15 protein-coding genes are annotated in these 16,318 nt (G+C 40.6%); 9 read left to right on the forward strand and 6 right to left on the reverse strand.

Going from position 1 to position 16,318, the window contains the following annotated elements:
* Window positions 1-238 precede the first annotated feature (238 nt).
* The 5 genes from PSF31_RS04445 to galE form a co-directional block, all read right to left on the reverse strand.
* On the reverse strand, window positions 239-1,243 hold the full coding sequence (locus PSF31_RS04445) for a substrate-binding domain-containing protein (protein WP_004261677.1): 1,005 nt from the start codon (window positions 1,241-1,243) through the stop codon (window positions 239-241).
* 153 nt (window positions 1,244-1,396) lie between these two features.
* Window positions 1,397-2,428: a galactose-1-epimerase gene (gene galM / locus PSF31_RS04450; RefSeq protein WP_096863336.1), complete on the reverse strand. Its 1,032-nt coding sequence runs from the start codon at window positions 2,426-2,428 to the stop codon at window positions 1,397-1,399.
* 35 nt (window positions 2,429-2,463) lie between these two features.
* Complete coding sequence (gene galK / locus PSF31_RS04455) at window positions 2,464-3,618, reverse strand: galactokinase (RefSeq protein ID WP_004261683.1); 1,155 nt, start codon at window positions 3,616-3,618, stop codon at window positions 2,464-2,466.
* A 68-nt stretch (window positions 3,619-3,686) separates the two neighbouring features.
* Window positions 3,687-4,751, reverse strand: a complete 1,065-nt coding sequence (locus tag PSF31_RS04460; RefSeq protein ID WP_096863335.1) for a UDP-glucose--hexose-1-phosphate uridylyltransferase — start codon at window positions 4,749-4,751, stop codon at window positions 3,687-3,689.
* A 12-nt stretch (window positions 4,752-4,763) separates the two neighbouring features.
* Window positions 4,764-5,789, reverse strand: a complete 1,026-nt coding sequence (gene galE / locus PSF31_RS04465; RefSeq protein ID WP_096863334.1) for a UDP-glucose 4-epimerase GalE — start codon at window positions 5,787-5,789, stop codon at window positions 4,764-4,766.
* 494 nt (window positions 5,790-6,283) lie between these two features.
* Here galE and PSF31_RS04470 point away from each other — a divergent pair, with 494 nt between their 5' ends.
* From PSF31_RS04470 to PSF31_RS04490, 5 genes are all read left to right on the forward strand, one after another.
* Window positions 6,284-6,997: an IclR family transcriptional regulator gene (locus PSF31_RS04470; RefSeq protein ID WP_096863333.1), complete on the forward strand. Its 714-nt coding sequence runs from the start codon at window positions 6,284-6,286 to the stop codon at window positions 6,995-6,997.
* A 63-nt stretch (window positions 6,998-7,060) separates the two neighbouring features.
* Entirely contained in the window at window positions 7,061-8,689 is a 1,629-nt protein-coding gene (locus PSF31_RS04475) for an OPT/YSL family transporter (protein WP_096863332.1), read from the forward strand.
* Between the two features lie 17 nt (window positions 8,690-8,706).
* Window positions 8,707-9,912 carry an aminotransferase class V-fold PLP-dependent enzyme gene (locus tag PSF31_RS04480; RefSeq protein ID WP_164561166.1) on the forward strand — a complete coding sequence of 402 codons (1,206 nt, stop codon included), beginning with the start codon at window positions 8,707-8,709 and terminating at the stop codon, window positions 9,910-9,912.
* Complete coding sequence (pepE, locus tag PSF31_RS04485) at window positions 9,905-10,630, forward strand: dipeptidase PepE (protein WP_096863460.1); 726 nt, start codon at window positions 9,905-9,907, stop codon at window positions 10,628-10,630. The genes PSF31_RS04480 and pepE overlap by 8 nt, the downstream gene beginning before the upstream one ends.
* Window positions 10,630-11,574, forward strand: coding sequence for a DUF1177 domain-containing protein (locus PSF31_RS04490; protein WP_096863331.1), 945 nt, complete (start codon window positions 10,630-10,632; stop codon window positions 11,572-11,574). The genes pepE and PSF31_RS04490 overlap by 1 nt, the downstream gene beginning before the upstream one ends.
* A gap of 201 nt (window positions 11,575-11,775) precedes the next feature.
* Here PSF31_RS04490 and PSF31_RS04495 read toward each other — a convergent pair whose 3' ends face one another.
* On the reverse strand, window positions 11,776-12,405 hold the full coding sequence (locus PSF31_RS04495) for an NAD(P)H-binding protein (protein WP_096863330.1): 630 nt from the start codon (window positions 12,403-12,405) through the stop codon (window positions 11,776-11,778).
* 209 nt (window positions 12,406-12,614) lie between these two features.
* Between PSF31_RS04495 and hemP the strand changes: the two genes are divergently transcribed.
* The 4 genes from hemP (at window position 12,615) to PSF31_RS04515 (ending at window position 16,306) form a co-directional block, all read left to right on the forward strand.
* Entirely contained in the window at window positions 12,615-12,788 is a 174-nt protein-coding gene (gene hemP, locus PSF31_RS21085) for a hemin uptake protein HemP (protein WP_226617232.1), read from the forward strand.
* Window positions 12,789-12,887: 99 nt separating this feature from the next.
* Window positions 12,888-13,166 (forward strand): hypothetical protein, encoded by a 279-nt coding sequence (locus PSF31_RS04505; protein WP_141395890.1) that lies wholly within the window; start codon window positions 12,888-12,890, stop codon window positions 13,164-13,166.
* Window positions 13,167-13,218: 52 nt separating this feature from the next.
* Window positions 13,219-15,231 carry a TonB-dependent hemoglobin/transferrin/lactoferrin family receptor gene (locus PSF31_RS04510; RefSeq protein ID WP_096863329.1) on the forward strand — a complete coding sequence of 671 codons (2,013 nt, stop codon included), beginning with the start codon at window positions 13,219-13,221 and terminating at the stop codon, window positions 15,229-15,231.
* A 25-nt stretch (window positions 15,232-15,256) separates the two neighbouring features.
* Window positions 15,257-16,306, forward strand: a complete 1,050-nt coding sequence (locus tag PSF31_RS04515) for a hemin-degrading factor (protein ID WP_096863328.1) — start codon at window positions 15,257-15,259, stop codon at window positions 16,304-16,306.
* Window positions 16,307-16,318 lie beyond the last annotated feature (12 nt).

Raw genomic sequence — 16,318 nt, forward strand, 5'->3', positions numbered from 1 at the left:
ACAAAGCAAGTGTAAACGTTACCACAAAATATCACCGTTAGATGAATCACATATTTTCACAATATCCTCTAAAGAATTAACTTAATGGACTAAATAGCAGAAATTAATGTAAATTTTCATAGGTGATAGAAGAGAAGGTACCAGGAAGTAATCTAGATTTTAATAAATTCGTGAAGTTCATCAAATATTAATGAAAACGTTTACACTTATTTTCGTAACGCTATGGCCTATAAAATACTTAGGCGTGCAAAGGCCTAACTGAATTACGTTGAACCAATGTCGGAGAGTAAATCAAACTTTCACCTGTCGTTTTTTCCCCTCTCGCTAAAGAAAGTGCTAGTTGTGTGGCTTTTTCTGCCATCATTTGGATAGGATAACGAATTGTTGTTAAGCGTGGATGGATGTAGCGGGCAATCAACACATCATCAAAACCAATAACCGAGACCTGTTCTGGTGAGTGAATTTCATTTTCATCTAATACCGCGATGGCTCCCGCGGCCATAAAATCGTTGTAACCCACGACCGCTGTGATTTCGAGTGATTTTATCAGTAAGTTAGTCATCGCTTGCTCCCCACCTTCCCCATAAGGAGCGCCATATTCAATATAACTATCAGACAGTTGAATACCATTATTTTTTAACGCATCTCGATAACCCTGTAAACGCTGTACCGCATCCTCAATTTGGTGATTTGATGAAATGTACGCAATTTTAGTATGCCCATGTCGAATAAGATGTTCTGTCGCTAAATATGCGCCCTTGTAGTTATTTAAAGAAATACAACGGGTTGCAATTTCATCAATATGGCGGTTGATCAGTACCATACTTGGGACTTCTTTTGCATATTGAAGCAGTTCAGCATCATCCAGGGCTTTAGAGTGGATAACCAAAGCATCACAGCGGTTGTTAATCAACAACTCAATCGATTGGCGCTCTTCCTTGGCATTATGGTAACCATTACAAATCAGAATATGTTTACCATTTTTATGCGCTACGGCATCAACGGCTTTGACCATAACGCCAAAAAAAGGGTCGGAAACATCGTTAACTAACACCCCAATGGTATTTGAACTTTGGTTCACAAGAGCTCGCGCAGCGGCATTGGGACGATAACCTAGCTTATTCATTGCACTCTTTACTGATGCAATAGAAGCTTGGCTTGCCTTCGGTGATTGGTTAATCACTCGAGAAACAGTTGCAACCGAAACACCTGCTTCTTTTGCCACATCTTTGATTGTCGCCATTGTGCACCTCTACAATTAGGATGGCTTATTAAACAATGAGCTAGAATTAAAAACAATGGCATAACGCATATTAAAATTATTTAAAGTAAAATAATGGGTTTATCGTGCAAAAAAGAAAACACCGCTTAGATGCGGTGTTAATCATATATAGATTTAGAAAATAAATTGATAGCAGGTTTCACTACAATAAATTTGATTAGGCTGTGAAATCGGGCTGTATCGTTCTCCCCATTCAGGGTGATTAACAGCATCAGGTGGAAACTGTGTTTCAAATGCAACCCCAGAAAAAGGCGTATAAGATTTAGTTTTACCCGCAACTGAAACTAAATAATTCCCTGTATACAACTGCATAGAGGGCATCGTTGTAGAAATATTCATCTTTACGTCTCCCTCAGGAGCACTCAACGATGCCACCGTTTGCCGCCCATCAATACGGGCTGCATCTAGCATAAAAGTGTGGTCATATCCCCCAGCAGAAATTTGGTCGTGATCTTGTAGAAAGTCACGGCCAATGAGTTTGCTTTGGCGAAAATCAAAATAACTACCAGTGACATTACGCCACTCTCCGCTAGGGATCCCTGCTTTATCTGTGGGTAAATAACAGTCACTGTAAATCGTAAGAGCATGATCTAGCGCTGTCTTTTCACTACCTTCACCCGCCAAATTAAAATAAGTATGGTTGGTTAGGTTTACAGGACAGGCCTTTGTAGCTTGGTGCTTATAACGGATAATTACTTGATTTTCATCCGTTAATTCATAACTTACCTCAACTTTCAATTCCCCGGGAAAACCTTGGTCACCGTCGGGTGAAATGAGTGAAAAAATAGCCTGTTGAGTACTAGGTTGTGATATGGCCCAAATCCGATAACTAAAATTGTCCTGCCCACCATGTAAACAATGCGGCTCTTGATTGGCTGATACTGAATAATTTTCACCATGAATAGAAAAACGTGCATTCGCTATACGGTTAGCTACGCGCCCGACTGTCGCGCCCAAATACACGTCTTGTTCCTTTTGTTTATCCATATTTGGTGAACCTAGAACCACATCTCGTTTCCCATGTATTAGCGGCAAAATGCAACTTACCCAGCTTGCCCCTAAACTTGTCAGGACAATTTTCATGTCATTTTTATTGGTTAACTCTACGACTTTGGGCGTCTGATTTTTTTCTTGATTAAACAGCATGTTATATCAACTTTTTTCAATTTATTAATTTGGTTTTAACTTACCACACTTGCACCTGAGCTTGGCTGGCAAACATAAATATCGGCTTGTAGGCCTGTCATTTTCTGGTATTGCGCTTCTACCGCGTCAATCACCGGTTGAACACATTGCTGCTGCATCAGTGCAACCACACAGCCACCAAAGCCTCCTCCTGTCATTCGTACCCCACCCTGAACACCTAAAACGGACTTAACGATATCCACTAAGGTATCAATTTCTTTGACGGTGATTTCGAAATCATCACGCATAGAAATATGGGATTGCGCCATTAACTCACTTAACTGCAATAAATCATTTTGTGTTAATGCTTTTGCTGCCGCTAAAGTACGTTCGTTTTCACTGATCACGTGTTTGGCTCGCTTAGCAACGATAGGCGATAATAGATGTTGCTTCTGTAAAAACTCATCAAATGTGATGTCACGTAACGCTTTCACCCCAAACAAATTAGCAGCTTCTTCACATTGTTGGCGGCGTGTATTGTATTCACTTCCAACCAAACCCCGTTGCTTATTTGAGTTGATTATCATCACAACCAGATCATCAGGTATGGAAATAGGAAATAGCGCCAAACTGCGGCAATCAATCAATAGAGCATGGCCTTCATCACCACACGCTGAAATCAGTTGGTCCATAATACCGCAGTTACAACCAACAAATTGGTTCTCAGCTTGTTGGCCATTAAGCGCGATATCTTGCTGGCTAATATCTAATTGATACAAAGCCTTAAGTGTTTGTCCAATCACAACTTCGAGTGAGGCTGAAGAACTTAACCCCGCGCCTTGCGGCACATTACCACTGACTGCAATATCGCAACCATTGAATAAAAGCCCTCTTTGTAAGAGAAACTTCACGACACCGCGAATATAGTTTGCCCACATTTTTTCAGGCAAAAATGCAATTTCGCTATCCAAACTGAATTCGTCACATTCATTATGGTAGTCAGCCGCAACGACTCGGATGATACGATCATCACGTTTAGCCGCTGCGGTCATCGTTTGGTAATCAATCGCACAAGGCAAAACAAAGCCATCATTATAATCCGTATGTTCACCGATAATATTCACTCGCCCCGGCGCTTGAACATAAATTTCAGGTTGATAACCAAAGGTTTTTTCAAACGACGAGGCGACAGTTTGCTTTAACGTTTCCATTTTTAATTATCCTTAATGCGTAATTTGGTTAACCCAGCAAACAGCTAAGTTAATTATAATTTGATGAATTATTTAGTAGTTTGACTTTGTTTATAATGGCAGTCACTCACATCACGTAAACGTTGTGCGGCCTGTTCTGGTGTCAGGTCTCGCTGAGTTTCAGCTAACATTTCATACCCCACCATGAATTTTTTTACCGTCGCTGAGCGCAGTAATGGCGGATAAAATAAGGCATGTAGTTGCCAGTGATCGATACTTTGGCTTTCATTAATAAAAGGTGCAAAGTGCCATCCCATTGAATATGGGAAAGAGCAATGAAATAGATTATCGTAACGGCTTGTGAGTTTTTTTAGAGCAATAGCAAGGTCTGCGCGAATGGCTTCATTCATTTCATCCATACGGCGAATATGCTGTTTTGGCAATAACAGGGTTTCAAATGGCCAAGCAGCCCAATAAGGAACAAGTGCAATCCATTCTTCAGTTTCAACAACAATTCGTGAGCCATCTTGTTGCTCAGCTTTAATATAGTCAATTAATAAGTTGCTGCCATGACGTTGATAATATTGCGTGAGAAAATGGTCCTTACGTGCAATTTCATTAGGTAAAAAATCACTTGCCCAAATTTGTCCATGAGGATGAGGCTGAGAGCACCCCATTATTTCCCCTTTATTTTCAAAAACCTGAACCCAAGCATAACGTTCACTTAACTCAGCAACTTGTTGCTGCCATGTTTCGATAACACCTTCAATTTCAGGCACAGACAACTCTGGCAGTGTTTTACTGTGATCAGGCGAAAAGCAAATCACTCGACTAACCCCACTCACCGATTGTGATTGAAACAATTCAGATTGATTATCAGGTTGAGCGCAGGGTTGTGCTAATAGCGCACCATGGTCATTCTGGAATACATAAGTCCCTTGGTAGTTAGGATTCACTTCCCCGGAAACCCTTGTATTACCAGGGCACAAGAAGCAATGCTCATCATATTGAGGTAAATTTTCTATTGATGGTTTTTCATCTTTGCCGCTCCACGGGCGTTTTGCTCGATGAGGGGACACTAACACCCACTGGCCTGTTAATGGGTTATAGCGACGATGAGGGCAATCCGAAGGGTTAAAAGGCAAAATATTCATCTCATGCATCTCCTAAACTTCATAACCATTGGGATTATTTGATTGCCAACGCCAACTGTCAGTCGCCATATCCTCAAGAGTTCGCTCCGCTTGCCATCCTAGTTCATGGTGCGCTTTTTCTGGTGTTGACCAGTATTCCGCAATATCCCCAGCACGACGTGGTTCAATCACATAAGGAATGGCTTTTCCAACTGCTTTTTCAAATGCATGTAACATTTGCAAAACACTGGTGCCGTTCCCCGTACCCAAATTGTAGCAATGTAACCCTGCTTGATTACCAACCTTTTGTAGAGCAGCAACATGGCCATCAGCTAAATCCATGACATGAATATAATCCCGAACCCCCGTCCCATCCACCGTAGGGTAATCGTTTCCATAAATCACCAATTTTTCTCTTTTCCCTACTGCAACTTGGGTAATATAAGGTGTTAAATTATTTGGGATCCCTTGTGGGTCTTCTCCCATCAAACCCGATGGATGAGCACCTACAGGGTTGAAATAACGTAATAATGTTAATGACCATGACGGGTCTGAGTGAAATAAATCAGATAAACAACGCTCAACCATATACTTGCTGGTGCCATAAGGGCTTTGCGTATTACCCGTTGGGAACTCTTCGGTGATAGGTAAACTACTGGGCTCGCCATATACCGTTGCTGACGAACTAAAAATCAAACTTTTCACGTTCGCTTCCTGCATACAGCGCATTAATACCAATGTCCCATTGAAATTAACATCATAGTATTTAAGGGGGTTTTCTACTGATTCACCAACCGCTTTTAGCCCTGCAAAATGAATAACTGAATGAAATTGATGAGAAGAAAAAATGTGGGCTAGCTGTTGCTCATTTCGAACATCACACTGATAAAATACTGGGCGCACACCGGTTAATCTTTCAATACGATTAAGCACTTCTAGCTTTGCATTACACAAATTATCAATAATAACTGGTGATAGCCCAGCCTTTATCAATTGAACACAAGTATGACTACCGATATACCCGAGCCCGCCTGTAACGAGAATTTCAACCTGTTGCATCTCTCTTCCCCCAATACTGCTTAAATTGCATTCTGTCTTCCAACTTGTCATTGCTACCGAGTATAACAACGAGTTTATATAAGATTCTGTGATCAATCTCGACTTAGTGTAAACGTTTACACAAAAATATAAAATAATCTATTTCTCACATAAATAAATCGCATCAGGAAAAGATCATTCAAGGTAAACAAATTCTCCTGTTTTCACCAATAACTCATTTATCCATTTGCGTCTTTTTGATTGTTTCGCTAGTAGGAACAGCTAAAGAATAAAAAAAATAGATTAATTTCAAATAGTTATGGAGAAAGCAAGAAAAAAAAGATAAATGATAAGAACTGTTTTAGTGACCTACTTAACACAGATGCAACAAACCATTTACTTTGCATATTGTTTCATCTAAATATGTTTGTATTACCAAACGGCACACTGTTCCCGTATAAGGAACAAAAATATAACAATAGTGCTAATTCAATTAATTATAAACAGGGGAAGCTATGAATAACCGACTACAATCTGCTGGTTTCGTATTAACCTTGTTAGATTACTTTTCAATCAACAAGCCCATATGGGGAATACGTGAGTTAGCTCGTCATCTTGATAAGAGCCCTTCCGTCGTACAGCGGGGTTTTAATATTCTAGAAGAGCAAGGTTTCTTACAAAAAAATAAAAATAAAGAATATTTATTAGGCTTGCGGTGTATTGAAATCGGTCATTTAGCCAATAACACACGCCAGTTTTCACAATTAGCGAGTGACTACTTACGCCCTCTCGCTGATAAAACACATGAAACCATATTTATTTATCGCCGTTACAATGATATCGCTATTTGTAATTTCATTTTAGAAAGTGACCATCTTATCCGCTTTACATCTAAAGAAGGAGAAGCGTTGAGCTTGCATGAAGCCCCATTTACACAAATCATTTTAAGCTCAATGGATATTTCATATATTGATGAATATCTTTCTAAACATAATTTGCAAAATAACACCTTATTAAAAAAGCAATTAAGTCTCTATGCTGAAGAAGGATATGCATATTCAAAAGAAGCTTATTTAGCAGGAACACAAGGGTTATCCGTTCCTATATTTTCTTTTGAAAAAGGGGTATTAGGCTCGTTATGCATTGCAGCATCAAGCCAAAGTAAAAATTTAACCGAGTATTATCCATTATTAAAATCCACAGCCAGTAAATTATCTACCATATTTTAAATCCATGGTGAAATAATAAGATAAAAAGCAGTTGTTAATTATTAAAATAAAATAGGTAACTCTATGAATATATCTCATGATAAAAATGATACTGAGGTACGTGTATCTATTTTTTCTCCAGCACTACTCATCGCAATAATTATATTATCTTTTGTTGGTGCTATTATTGGTATTCAGATTATTGTCACACTAGGTATCTCCGCAAACACATCAATTATCGGTGCTGTTCTCGCCATTTTATTATCTCGTGTCCCACTTTCTATATTCGCATCATTTAAATTTATCGATGCGCAAAATTTAATTCAAACTAGCATCTCTGCAGCAACCTTTGCTGCAGCAAATGGTTTAATAGTAGCCATTGGTGTGCCTTGGGTATTGGGTATGCCTGAATTAATTTATCCGATGATGGCTGGAGCTTTCGTTGCGATTATCATTGATGGCACGATTTTATATGGCTTGTTTAATACCCGCGCCTATCCTGCCAGTGCATCTTGGCCTGCCGGTGTTGCCACCGCAGAAACTTTGTGGGCAGGAAATAAAGGTGGAAAGCGGCTTGGCGCATTGCTGACAGGCTTTGCTGCTGGAGCCATCGGTGCAGGTTTTGGTATCCCAATGGCATCCGCAGGGATCGCGTTGATTGGCAGTATTTTCGCGTTATTCATGTTTGCTGTTGGACTTCTCATTCGCGGTTTTTCTGAGTCAGGGCTAATTACTTATAATTTATATGAAAACTATGTCCCACATGGTGTGATGATTGGTGCAGGTATCGTCGCATTAATCCAAATCGGAGCCATTGTATTTCGCAACAAGAAAGATAGTCAGCAACAAAGCGAAGATAGTGATGAATTACGCCAAAGTAGCAAACGTATCAAGTCAACCTTAATCAAAGGGGCAATGTTCTACTTTTTAACCGCATTAGCACTCACATTTATTAGTCAAATATTTGTCACCATGACATTGCCACAACTTATTGGATTCCTCATTTTTGCGACCTTAGCCGCTTTAATCCAAGAGATGATTGTGGGTATGGCTGCGATGCATTCTGGCTGGTTTCCTGCAACTGCAGCAGCTCCTATCTCATTGATGATTGGTATTTTACTAGGGTTTCCCCCCGAAGCATTGGCCGTTTTAGTTGGGTTTTGTGCCGCGACAGGCCCTGCTTTTGCCGATATGGGTTTTGACCTAAAAACGGGGTTTATGATCCGCGGTTATGGTAAAAACCAATCTGCAGAACATTATGGGAGAAAACAACAATATTTCGCCGCTATTATCGGTTTTTGCTGCGCCTTGGTGGTGGTTGCACTTACCTACGATTTTTATTTCGAACAAGACAAAATCGTTCCTGCATCAAGGCTTTATGCCGCTACGATCCAAGCAGGAAGCTCCTCAAATGTGGCAATGATGTTGTTATTGTGGGCCATACCGGGTGCCATCATTCAGTTAATTGGCGGTGCTAAAAACCAGATTGGCGTACTCTTCTCAACTGGCTTGATGATTAACTACCCTATTGCAGGTTGGACGGTTCTTACTGCACTCGCGGTTCGAATTATCATTGAGCGTTTCTTCAATATCAGTTCCGATAAAATTTCAACTTTCGCTGGTGGGCTTATTGCTGGCGATGCTCTTTACTCCACGGCTAAAGCATTCCTGCCAACCCTCAAAGCGAAACTGCTTTCCTTCTGGGCTAAATAACTTTATAGGGAATAATAATGACGAATATCTGGTCGCAAGTGCAAAAAGACACTCTAGTTTTACAACATTACGCTTATTTTGATACGGGAGCCGCTGCGCCACCGCCAAAACCGGTAATAGACGCAGTAAAGCGCTATCTTGATAAAACCGCAGAGCAAGGGACTTATTTACCGAGCTTCCGCAAGCAAACCTATGAGCAAGTTGAAATTTGTCGACAAAAATTGGCCGCATTTATCGGTGCAAAGCCCAGTGAAATTGCATTTACCAAAAATGGCACAGAATCTATCAGCTTGATTGCTAGAGGTATTTCTTGGCAAGCTGGCGATGAAGTGATAATTCCGGATACTGAGATGCTCAGCAATATTGCAATTTGGCAACTGTTAGCGCATGAAAAAGGAATAAAAATTATTAAGGTGAGTGCGGATAGCTATGGTGTCCTTTCACCTGAATCTATCGAGCAAGCGATAACCTCCAAGACAAAGCTCATCAGTTTCGTTGCGCTATCTAACATAACTGGGGTAATTCAACCTGTGCAGGCTATTTGTGAGATAGCCAGAAAGCATGGTGTACTTAGCCATATTAGTGCTTCACAAGCCATTGGAATGTATAACGTTAATGTTCAAAAATGGCAATGTGACTTTATGTCATCATGTGGCCGAAAAGGGTTAAGAGCGATAGAAGGCAGTGGCATTCTGTTTGTTCGTGAATCATTGGTACCATCATTAACCCCCACACTGGTCGGTTGGTGGAATAGCTCAATTGACCCACAAACAGGAGACGTTATTCTGCCTCAAACAGCAAAACGCTTTGAAGCGGGCTGCCCAAATGTTCCGGCCATTATTAGTTTAGATTCGGCTTTAGACTATGCTGTAAATATCGGTATTGAACAAATTGAGAATCGCAACCAAACACTCACTCAATATGCGATGCAGCAATTATCTCAACTTTCTGGTGTCGAAATTTATGGCCCTAATAATAGCCACCAGCGAATAGGAATAATTCCATTTAATATTAACGGAATCCCCTCTGATGTATTAATGCAAAAATTAGAAGCTAAAAATATCATTATTGAATCAGGTCACTTTATGGCAACCGCTATTTTAAAGTTCTATCAAATAGAAAAAATGGCCCGCTTATCACTTCATTATTTTAATAGTGAAAAAGAAATCGATTTATTAATTAATTCAATAAAAAAAATCAAAAAGGAATATAGCAATGACTAATGCGTTATTAATGAGTAGTTCACGTATGGGGAATATGAATTATTTACAACATGCGGGCGAACAAATCCATCGTTTATTACAACATAAAAAACAAAATATTCTATTTATTCCTTATGCCGCAGTTACATTCAGTTTTGATGATTTTGAAGCAATTGTAAAACCGGTATTTAATGCTTTAGGTTATGAATTAACATCAATTCATCACTTTAGCGACCCTGTTGCGGCAGTTAAACAAGCACAAGCGATTGCTATTGGCGGCGGAAATACCTTTGCCTTATTAAAACGCCTATATGATGCCAACATAGTGGAGCTGATTTCACAACGAGTTAAATATGAAAGCATTCCCTATATGGGATGGAGTGCAGGCAGTAATGTTGCAACACCGAGTATTCGCACCACCAATGATATGCCAATTGTCCAACCCCCTACATTTAGTGCGCTGAATATTTGCCCATTTCAAATTAACCCGCATTTTATTTCTGGTAAACCAATTGGCCATAATGGGGAAAGTCGTGAAGAGAGATTAAATGAGTTTTTAACGATTAACCCCATGGAAGAATTGATCGCACTATATGAAGGAACTGCATTATTTATTGAAAACGACCATGGCACCATTTTAGGTGAGCAAAATGCCCTATGGTTACGAGGACCTAATAAGATTGAAGAAATTGCTACCAACAAGCCATTCAAATTAAATATTATTAAAGGAGTGCAATAATGTCTTTGAATTATCTAAGCCAAGTTTATGACTTATTAGACACCCCTGATGTTGATGGCGAAAAAATGGCAGCGCTACTTCATTCTGTTGGCTCAAATGATGCCATCATCACTGTTACTTCTATTCCTTATGAATCCCCAGAGGATACAAGTCAGTTATGCCATTTTATAAAAGTATTAATCCCAGGCTCTGAGGGCAAACACCGTGGAGGCACTTACCCGACTTTAGGCATTATCGGTCGTTTAGGTGCACAACAGGCACAACCGAATCGTATTGGAATAGTTTCTGATGCTGATGGGTCAATTGTCGCTTTTGCCAGCGCGATGAAGTTGTTGGATATGGCGGCAAAGGGACAGAGCCTCAAAGGGGACGTAATAATTAGCTCTCATATCGCCACGCATGTTTCGATTACTCCTCATGACCCTGTCGATTTTATGGGGATGCCAGTTTCATCTAATACCATGAACCAATATGAAGTCGATAAACAGATGGATGCTATTTTATCCATCGATACATCAAAGGGAAACAGCATCATTAAGCAACGAGGGATTGCGATTTCTCCTACGGCTATGCAAGGCTATATTTTACGTGTCGCACCTGATTTAGTTCGCTTACTGGAGTATGCAACAGGAGATGTGGCAAAGACGTTTCCTATCACCACACAAGACATTTCTCCTTATGATAACGGTGTTTATCACTTTAATTCTATAATGCAACCGCATATTGCAACACAGGCACCTGTTGTTGGCCTTGCCATTACGGCTAAATCGATTGTCCCCGGTAGTGAAACAGGTGCAAGTTATGAAAGTGAGTTAATCGATGCAACACGCTTTACCGTGGAAGTCGCTAAGCAATTTTGTTGGGATAAAATTCGATTTTATCAGCAAGATGAATATGAAACACTTTATGATTTATACGGTTCATTAGCACAGATTCAGGGGTAACCTTCGAAGAGTAAAAGCCCACATTTGTGGGCTTTAGGTTGATGACAAACATAATATGTTTGTCATCAATCAGTATGTTTACCAACCCTATATTAACTTTTGTAATTCCTAAATCGGTTAGCATTTCAGGCATCATAAAATTGAAGCTTTTGTGTGTGAAACAAAAAAACAACATAACCAACAAAAATGAACTAGCCAGTGTTATATAAGCTGTTTAGATGAAATAACACGAACCCCTTTCGTGGGATTTATTGCAGCCTCAAATAATGCCTTCGCAATATTTGTTGCGGGGCTAACTTGGCAGCTCGCGGGCAATATAGATGATAGACAGGAAATAATACGAATCACAGCAACTTCACCCAAACGCACTTTTTGGCGGTCACCACGAATCACATTCGGGCGAACTAAAGTTAAAGAATCAAAACCCAGTGATCTTAAATCTTGTTCAAGCTGCCCTTTTACTCGGCTATAAAAAAAAGGTGACTTAGCGTTTGACCCCAAAGCAGAAGTCAATACAAATGTCGGGCAGCCCCATTTTTTGGCTAGCTTTGCACAGGTTAAAGGATAGGTGTAGTCCACTTGACGAAATGCCGCCTTTGAACCAGCGGCTTTGAGGGTTGAGCCGAGCGCGCAAATCACAGCATCGACTTCCCATAACGCAGCCTCGTCAGGTAAATGGTTAAAATCAACAATAGGTGCTTGTAATTTCTCATGTTCTGCTAATGCATGTCGTGTTGGCGCTATCACCTGAGTCACACGAGAGTCTGCAAGTGCCAATGATAAAACATGACTTCCCACAAGCCCTGTCGCTCCTAACAGTAATATTTTCATTTTATTCACCCATGCAATGAATAGAGAAACTCAATTATAGCCTTGTAAGTGGGGAACCACTAGATTAATGCTGTTTTTTCGTACGAACTTAGTTTTTTGTGGCTCTTTTGTTGTTTGATTGTGAAAATTACTTGATATTGACAATCATTCTAAAGATAATCATTCTCAATATCATTTCGATTATCAACAAACTTAGTATGGTAAATAATATGACAGCCCCAGTTGCAGAAAATACCGTCGAAACGGCGAAACAACCCGTTAAAACTGACGTGATAGAAAGCCAACAATTATTGGGCCCTGCCGGTAAGGTCTCAATTCAACATAATGGCGAGCTTTATCAATTGAGACAAACACGTACAGGTAAGTTGATCTTAACTAAGTAAGCCATACCCAAAGTAAGTCGTACCAAAACTTAATTCGCAAGCCACCTAGGTTAATTATCCAGGCAGCCAGCTTAATCTAAACATAGGAAAAGGTTTCTTATGGAGTTTAAACTGACGTCTGTATTTCACATTTGTGCCGCTAAATATCGAATCAGCAAGGATAGCCACTCGATACCTGACTATCGCGCAGCGGTAGCGTTAATGTGCCACATCCCAAATAGTCCTGCTGAACACCAACCAGTTACTGACTATTACCTCAGCTTTATACCTTCATTAGTTGTTTACTCCTCTTGCTATGTTCAGACACCGCTTACATGCAATTTTTCCTGTGTCATACCGAATTCAGGTCCTCCAGACCAATACATCGCTATCAATTAATACGAATTCACTCTGCTTAATACAGATAAAAACTATATGGAGTATCACAATTATGTCCCCTGTTTTGCGAATGTCAGTCCTAACCAGTGCCATCTTAGGCGTGATAGCAAGTGCTCAAGCACAAACAACAGAACCAACACCAAAAAAAAATCATCATGATGTGATGACTGTCTATGCGACAGGTAGCGAACGTGACAGCTTCGAAACCCCGATGATGGTCACGGTGATCAAAAATAATTCACCTGAAACGCAAACGGCCAGCACCGTCAATGACATTTTACGTAAAGTTCCTGGGATTGGTGTCACCGGTACTAGCCGTGCAAATGGGCAAGATATTTATATGCGCGGGTTTGATCGACGCGGCATTTTGACCTTAGTGGATGGTATTCGCCAAGGCACAGATACAGGACATGTCAATGGCACCTTTATCGACCCTGCTCTGATTAAGCAAGTTGAAATTATCCGTGGCCCTTCTGCCCTACTCTACGGCAGTGGTGCCATGGGCGGTGTGATTGCTTGGGAAACCGTTGATGCCAAAGACTTATTACGTGAAGGCCAAGACCACGGTTTCCGTGTCTTTACCGAAGCCGCTACTGGCGATCATAGCTTCGGTTTCGGCGGCACTGCGTTTGGCCGTAGTGATAACCTTGATGGGCTATTCAGCTTTGTCACGAAAGAAACCGGTAATGTCCGCATGAGTAATGGCGATGACATGAAAAACAAGGAAACCATTGGTAACCTGCTGGCAAAAGGAACATGGCAAATCGATGATACACAAAAGCTTTCTGGCCAAGTGCGTTATTATAATAATGATGCCAATGAGCCGAAAAACCCGCAAGAAATTAATGTAGGGAGTGACAATCTAAAAGTTAACCGTACCACTCGCCAACGTGATGCACAGATAACTTATCAAATTAAACCGGGCTCACAGGAATGGCTAAATTTTAAAGTCACGCCTTATTACTCCGATATTAATATCACGGCAAAAGGCCAAGGAACCCCCTATGAAGGTCGTACACAAAAAACTTATGGCATAAAAGCTGATAACCGCTCTAACTTTTATGACTTGCCATTAGCATCACATAACCTGACTTACGGCAGTGAAGCTTATAAGCAAAAACAAACTCCTTATGCAAACACCACCCAATTCCCCGATGCGGACATCACCTTTGCATCCGGCTTTTTACAAGATGAAATTAGCCTAAAAGATTTGCCTGTTTCCTTTATTGTCGGTACGCGCTATGACCACTATAAAGCGACATCTGATGGCAATGAAGATGTGAAAAAAGGTAAATGGTCATCTAAAGGTGCCGTTAGCATCACACCAACAGAGTGGTCAATGCTATTTGCGTCATATTCAGAAGCCTTCCGAGCCCCTTCTATGATGGAAATGTATAACGACGAGGTCCACTTCCAAATGGGGCCAATCGTTAATAGATGGAAACCAAACCCTAATCTGAAACCTGAATCAACCCGTACCGCAGAATATGGTTTTGGTCTGCGTTTCGATGACCTATTGATGGATCGTGACAACCTACAATTTAAAGCCAGTTATTTTGATACCAAAGCGAAAGATTACATCAACACATATGTGAATGTTGATAGATATATTTTGCAAAATAACTACACCACATCAATCAATACTAAACGTGCCAAAATTTGGGGATGGGATGCCTCAATGGATTATAAAACAGACTATTTCAATTGGAGTTTGGCTTATAACCATACTGAAGGAAAAGATGAATCTAATGGAAAATCAATAACATCAATTAAACCTGATTCTGTCACCAGTAATCTGGCCGTACCTATTGCAGACAGCGGTTTTTCAGTGGGCTGGCTAGGGGAGTTTACGCGCCATACAGAATTCAATAAAGCCTCTAAAGCAGAACAACAAGCCGGCTATGCCGTACATGACTTCTATGTGAGTTATCAAGGTGAAGGACAACTCAAAGGGTTAGGAACCAGTGTCGTGTTAGGCAATGCATTTGATAAAGAATACTACTCATCACAAGGTATTCCTCAAGATGGACGTAATGCCAAGCTGCTTGTCAGCTTCCAATGGTAATTCACACAATATTAAGGAGATAAACGTGAATTCAGCACTTTACGAGCGTTACCAACAAGCAAAAACAGATAACAAAGCCAAATACGCTCGCGATCTCGCCGCCTATTTAAATGTATCTGAAGCTCAGCTACTGCATAGTCGTGTTGGTCACGACAAAGCTGTTCGTTTAAATGTCGATGCCCCCACTTTGTTGACAGAATTAGCCACTGTTGGGAAAGTGAAAGCGATTACCCGTAACGAATATGTGGTTCATGAGCAAGTTGGTCGTTATGACAATGCAACCTTTAGCCCACACGGTGGGTTAATTTTAAACCCTCGCGCCCTTGATTTACGGATGTTTTTCAGCCATTGGGACGCTATCTTTGCTTTGACGGAAGACAGCAAACACGGTGAGCGTCATAGTATCCAATTTTTTGATAAACAAGGTGACGCACTACATAAAGTTTACACCACCGATGAAACGGATATGGCGGCATGGCAGGCATTGATTGAAAAATATGCTACCCAAGATAACCCGGAGCTCATCCATGAAACAGCAACTGCATTTACCAATCAGCCCGTTAGTGAAGAGCTAAAACAACAATTAGAACAAGAATGGCGCAACATGACAGACGTTCACCAATTTTTTGTTCTACTCAAGAAAAACAACCTCAGCCGCCAGCAAGTTTTCGCTGCGGTTAGCGATGATTTGGCTTGGAAAGTGCCTAATGATTCCTTCAATCAGCTGATTAACACTGCGTTCAAAGATCAAAACGAAATTATGATTTTTGTGGGCAACCGCGGATGTGTGCAAATTTTTACTGGTGAAATCAAAAAAATCATGCCATATCAAAGTGAAGGTTCAGACTTAAAGTGGCTAAATATTTTCAATCCTGATTTCACCTTGCACATGATTGAAAATGGTATTGCCGAATGCTGGGTCACACGCAAGCCAACACAAGATGGCCATGTGACTAGCCTTGAAGTCTTCGATAACCAAGGAAATCAAATCGCACAAATGTATGGGCAGCGTACGGAAGGGACTCCAGAGCAAGAGCAATGGCGCCAACAAGTCACCGCATTACCACGCATTTAAAATTAGGTAACT

Origin of the sequence: Providencia sp. PROV156, from assembly GCF_028480905.1 — a bacterium.
GTDB lineage: Bacteria > Pseudomonadota > Gammaproteobacteria > Enterobacterales > Enterobacteriaceae > Providencia > Providencia hangzhouensis.

Excerpts from the sequence above, each read along its gene's own strand:
- PSF31_RS04445 (WP_004261677.1), bottom strand. The coding sequence starts at position 1,243 with ATGGCGACAATCAAAGATGTGGCAAAAGAAGCAGGTGTTTCGGTTGCA.
- galM (WP_096863336.1), bottom strand. The coding sequence starts at position 2,428 with ATGCTGTTTAATCAAGAAAAAAATCAGACGCCCAAAGTCGTAGAGTTA.
- galK (WP_004261683.1), bottom strand. The coding sequence starts at position 3,618 with ATGGAAACGTTAAAGCAAACTGTCGCCTCGTCGTTTGAAAAAACCTTT.
- PSF31_RS04460 (WP_096863335.1), bottom strand. The coding sequence starts at position 4,751 with ATGAATATTTTGCCTTTTAACCCTTCGGATTGCCCTCATCGTCGCTAT.
- galE (WP_096863334.1), bottom strand. The coding sequence starts at position 5,789 with ATGCAACAGGTTGAAATTCTCGTTACAGGCGGGCTCGGGTATATCGGT.
- PSF31_RS04470 (WP_096863333.1), top strand. The coding sequence starts at position 6,284 with ATGAATAACCGACTACAATCTGCTGGTTTCGTATTAACCTTGTTAGAT.
- PSF31_RS04475 (WP_096863332.1), top strand. The coding sequence starts at position 7,061 with ATGAATATATCTCATGATAAAAATGATACTGAGGTACGTGTATCTATT.
- PSF31_RS04480 (WP_164561166.1), top strand. The coding sequence starts at position 8,707 with ATGACGAATATCTGGTCGCAAGTGCAAAAAGACACTCTAGTTTTACAA.
- pepE (WP_096863460.1), top strand. The coding sequence starts at position 9,905 with ATGACTAATGCGTTATTAATGAGTAGTTCACGTATGGGGAATATGAAT.
- PSF31_RS04490 (WP_096863331.1), top strand. The coding sequence starts at position 10,630 with ATGTCTTTGAATTATCTAAGCCAAGTTTATGACTTATTAGACACCCCT.
- PSF31_RS04495 (WP_096863330.1), bottom strand. The coding sequence starts at position 12,405 with ATGAAAATATTACTGTTAGGAGCGACAGGGCTTGTGGGAAGTCATGTT.
- hemP (WP_226617232.1), top strand. The coding sequence starts at position 12,615 with ATGACAGCCCCAGTTGCAGAAAATACCGTCGAAACGGCGAAACAACCC.
- PSF31_RS04505 (WP_141395890.1), top strand. The coding sequence starts at position 12,888 with ATGGAGTTTAAACTGACGTCTGTATTTCACATTTGTGCCGCTAAATAT.
- PSF31_RS04510 (WP_096863329.1), top strand. The coding sequence starts at position 13,219 with ATGTCCCCTGTTTTGCGAATGTCAGTCCTAACCAGTGCCATCTTAGGC.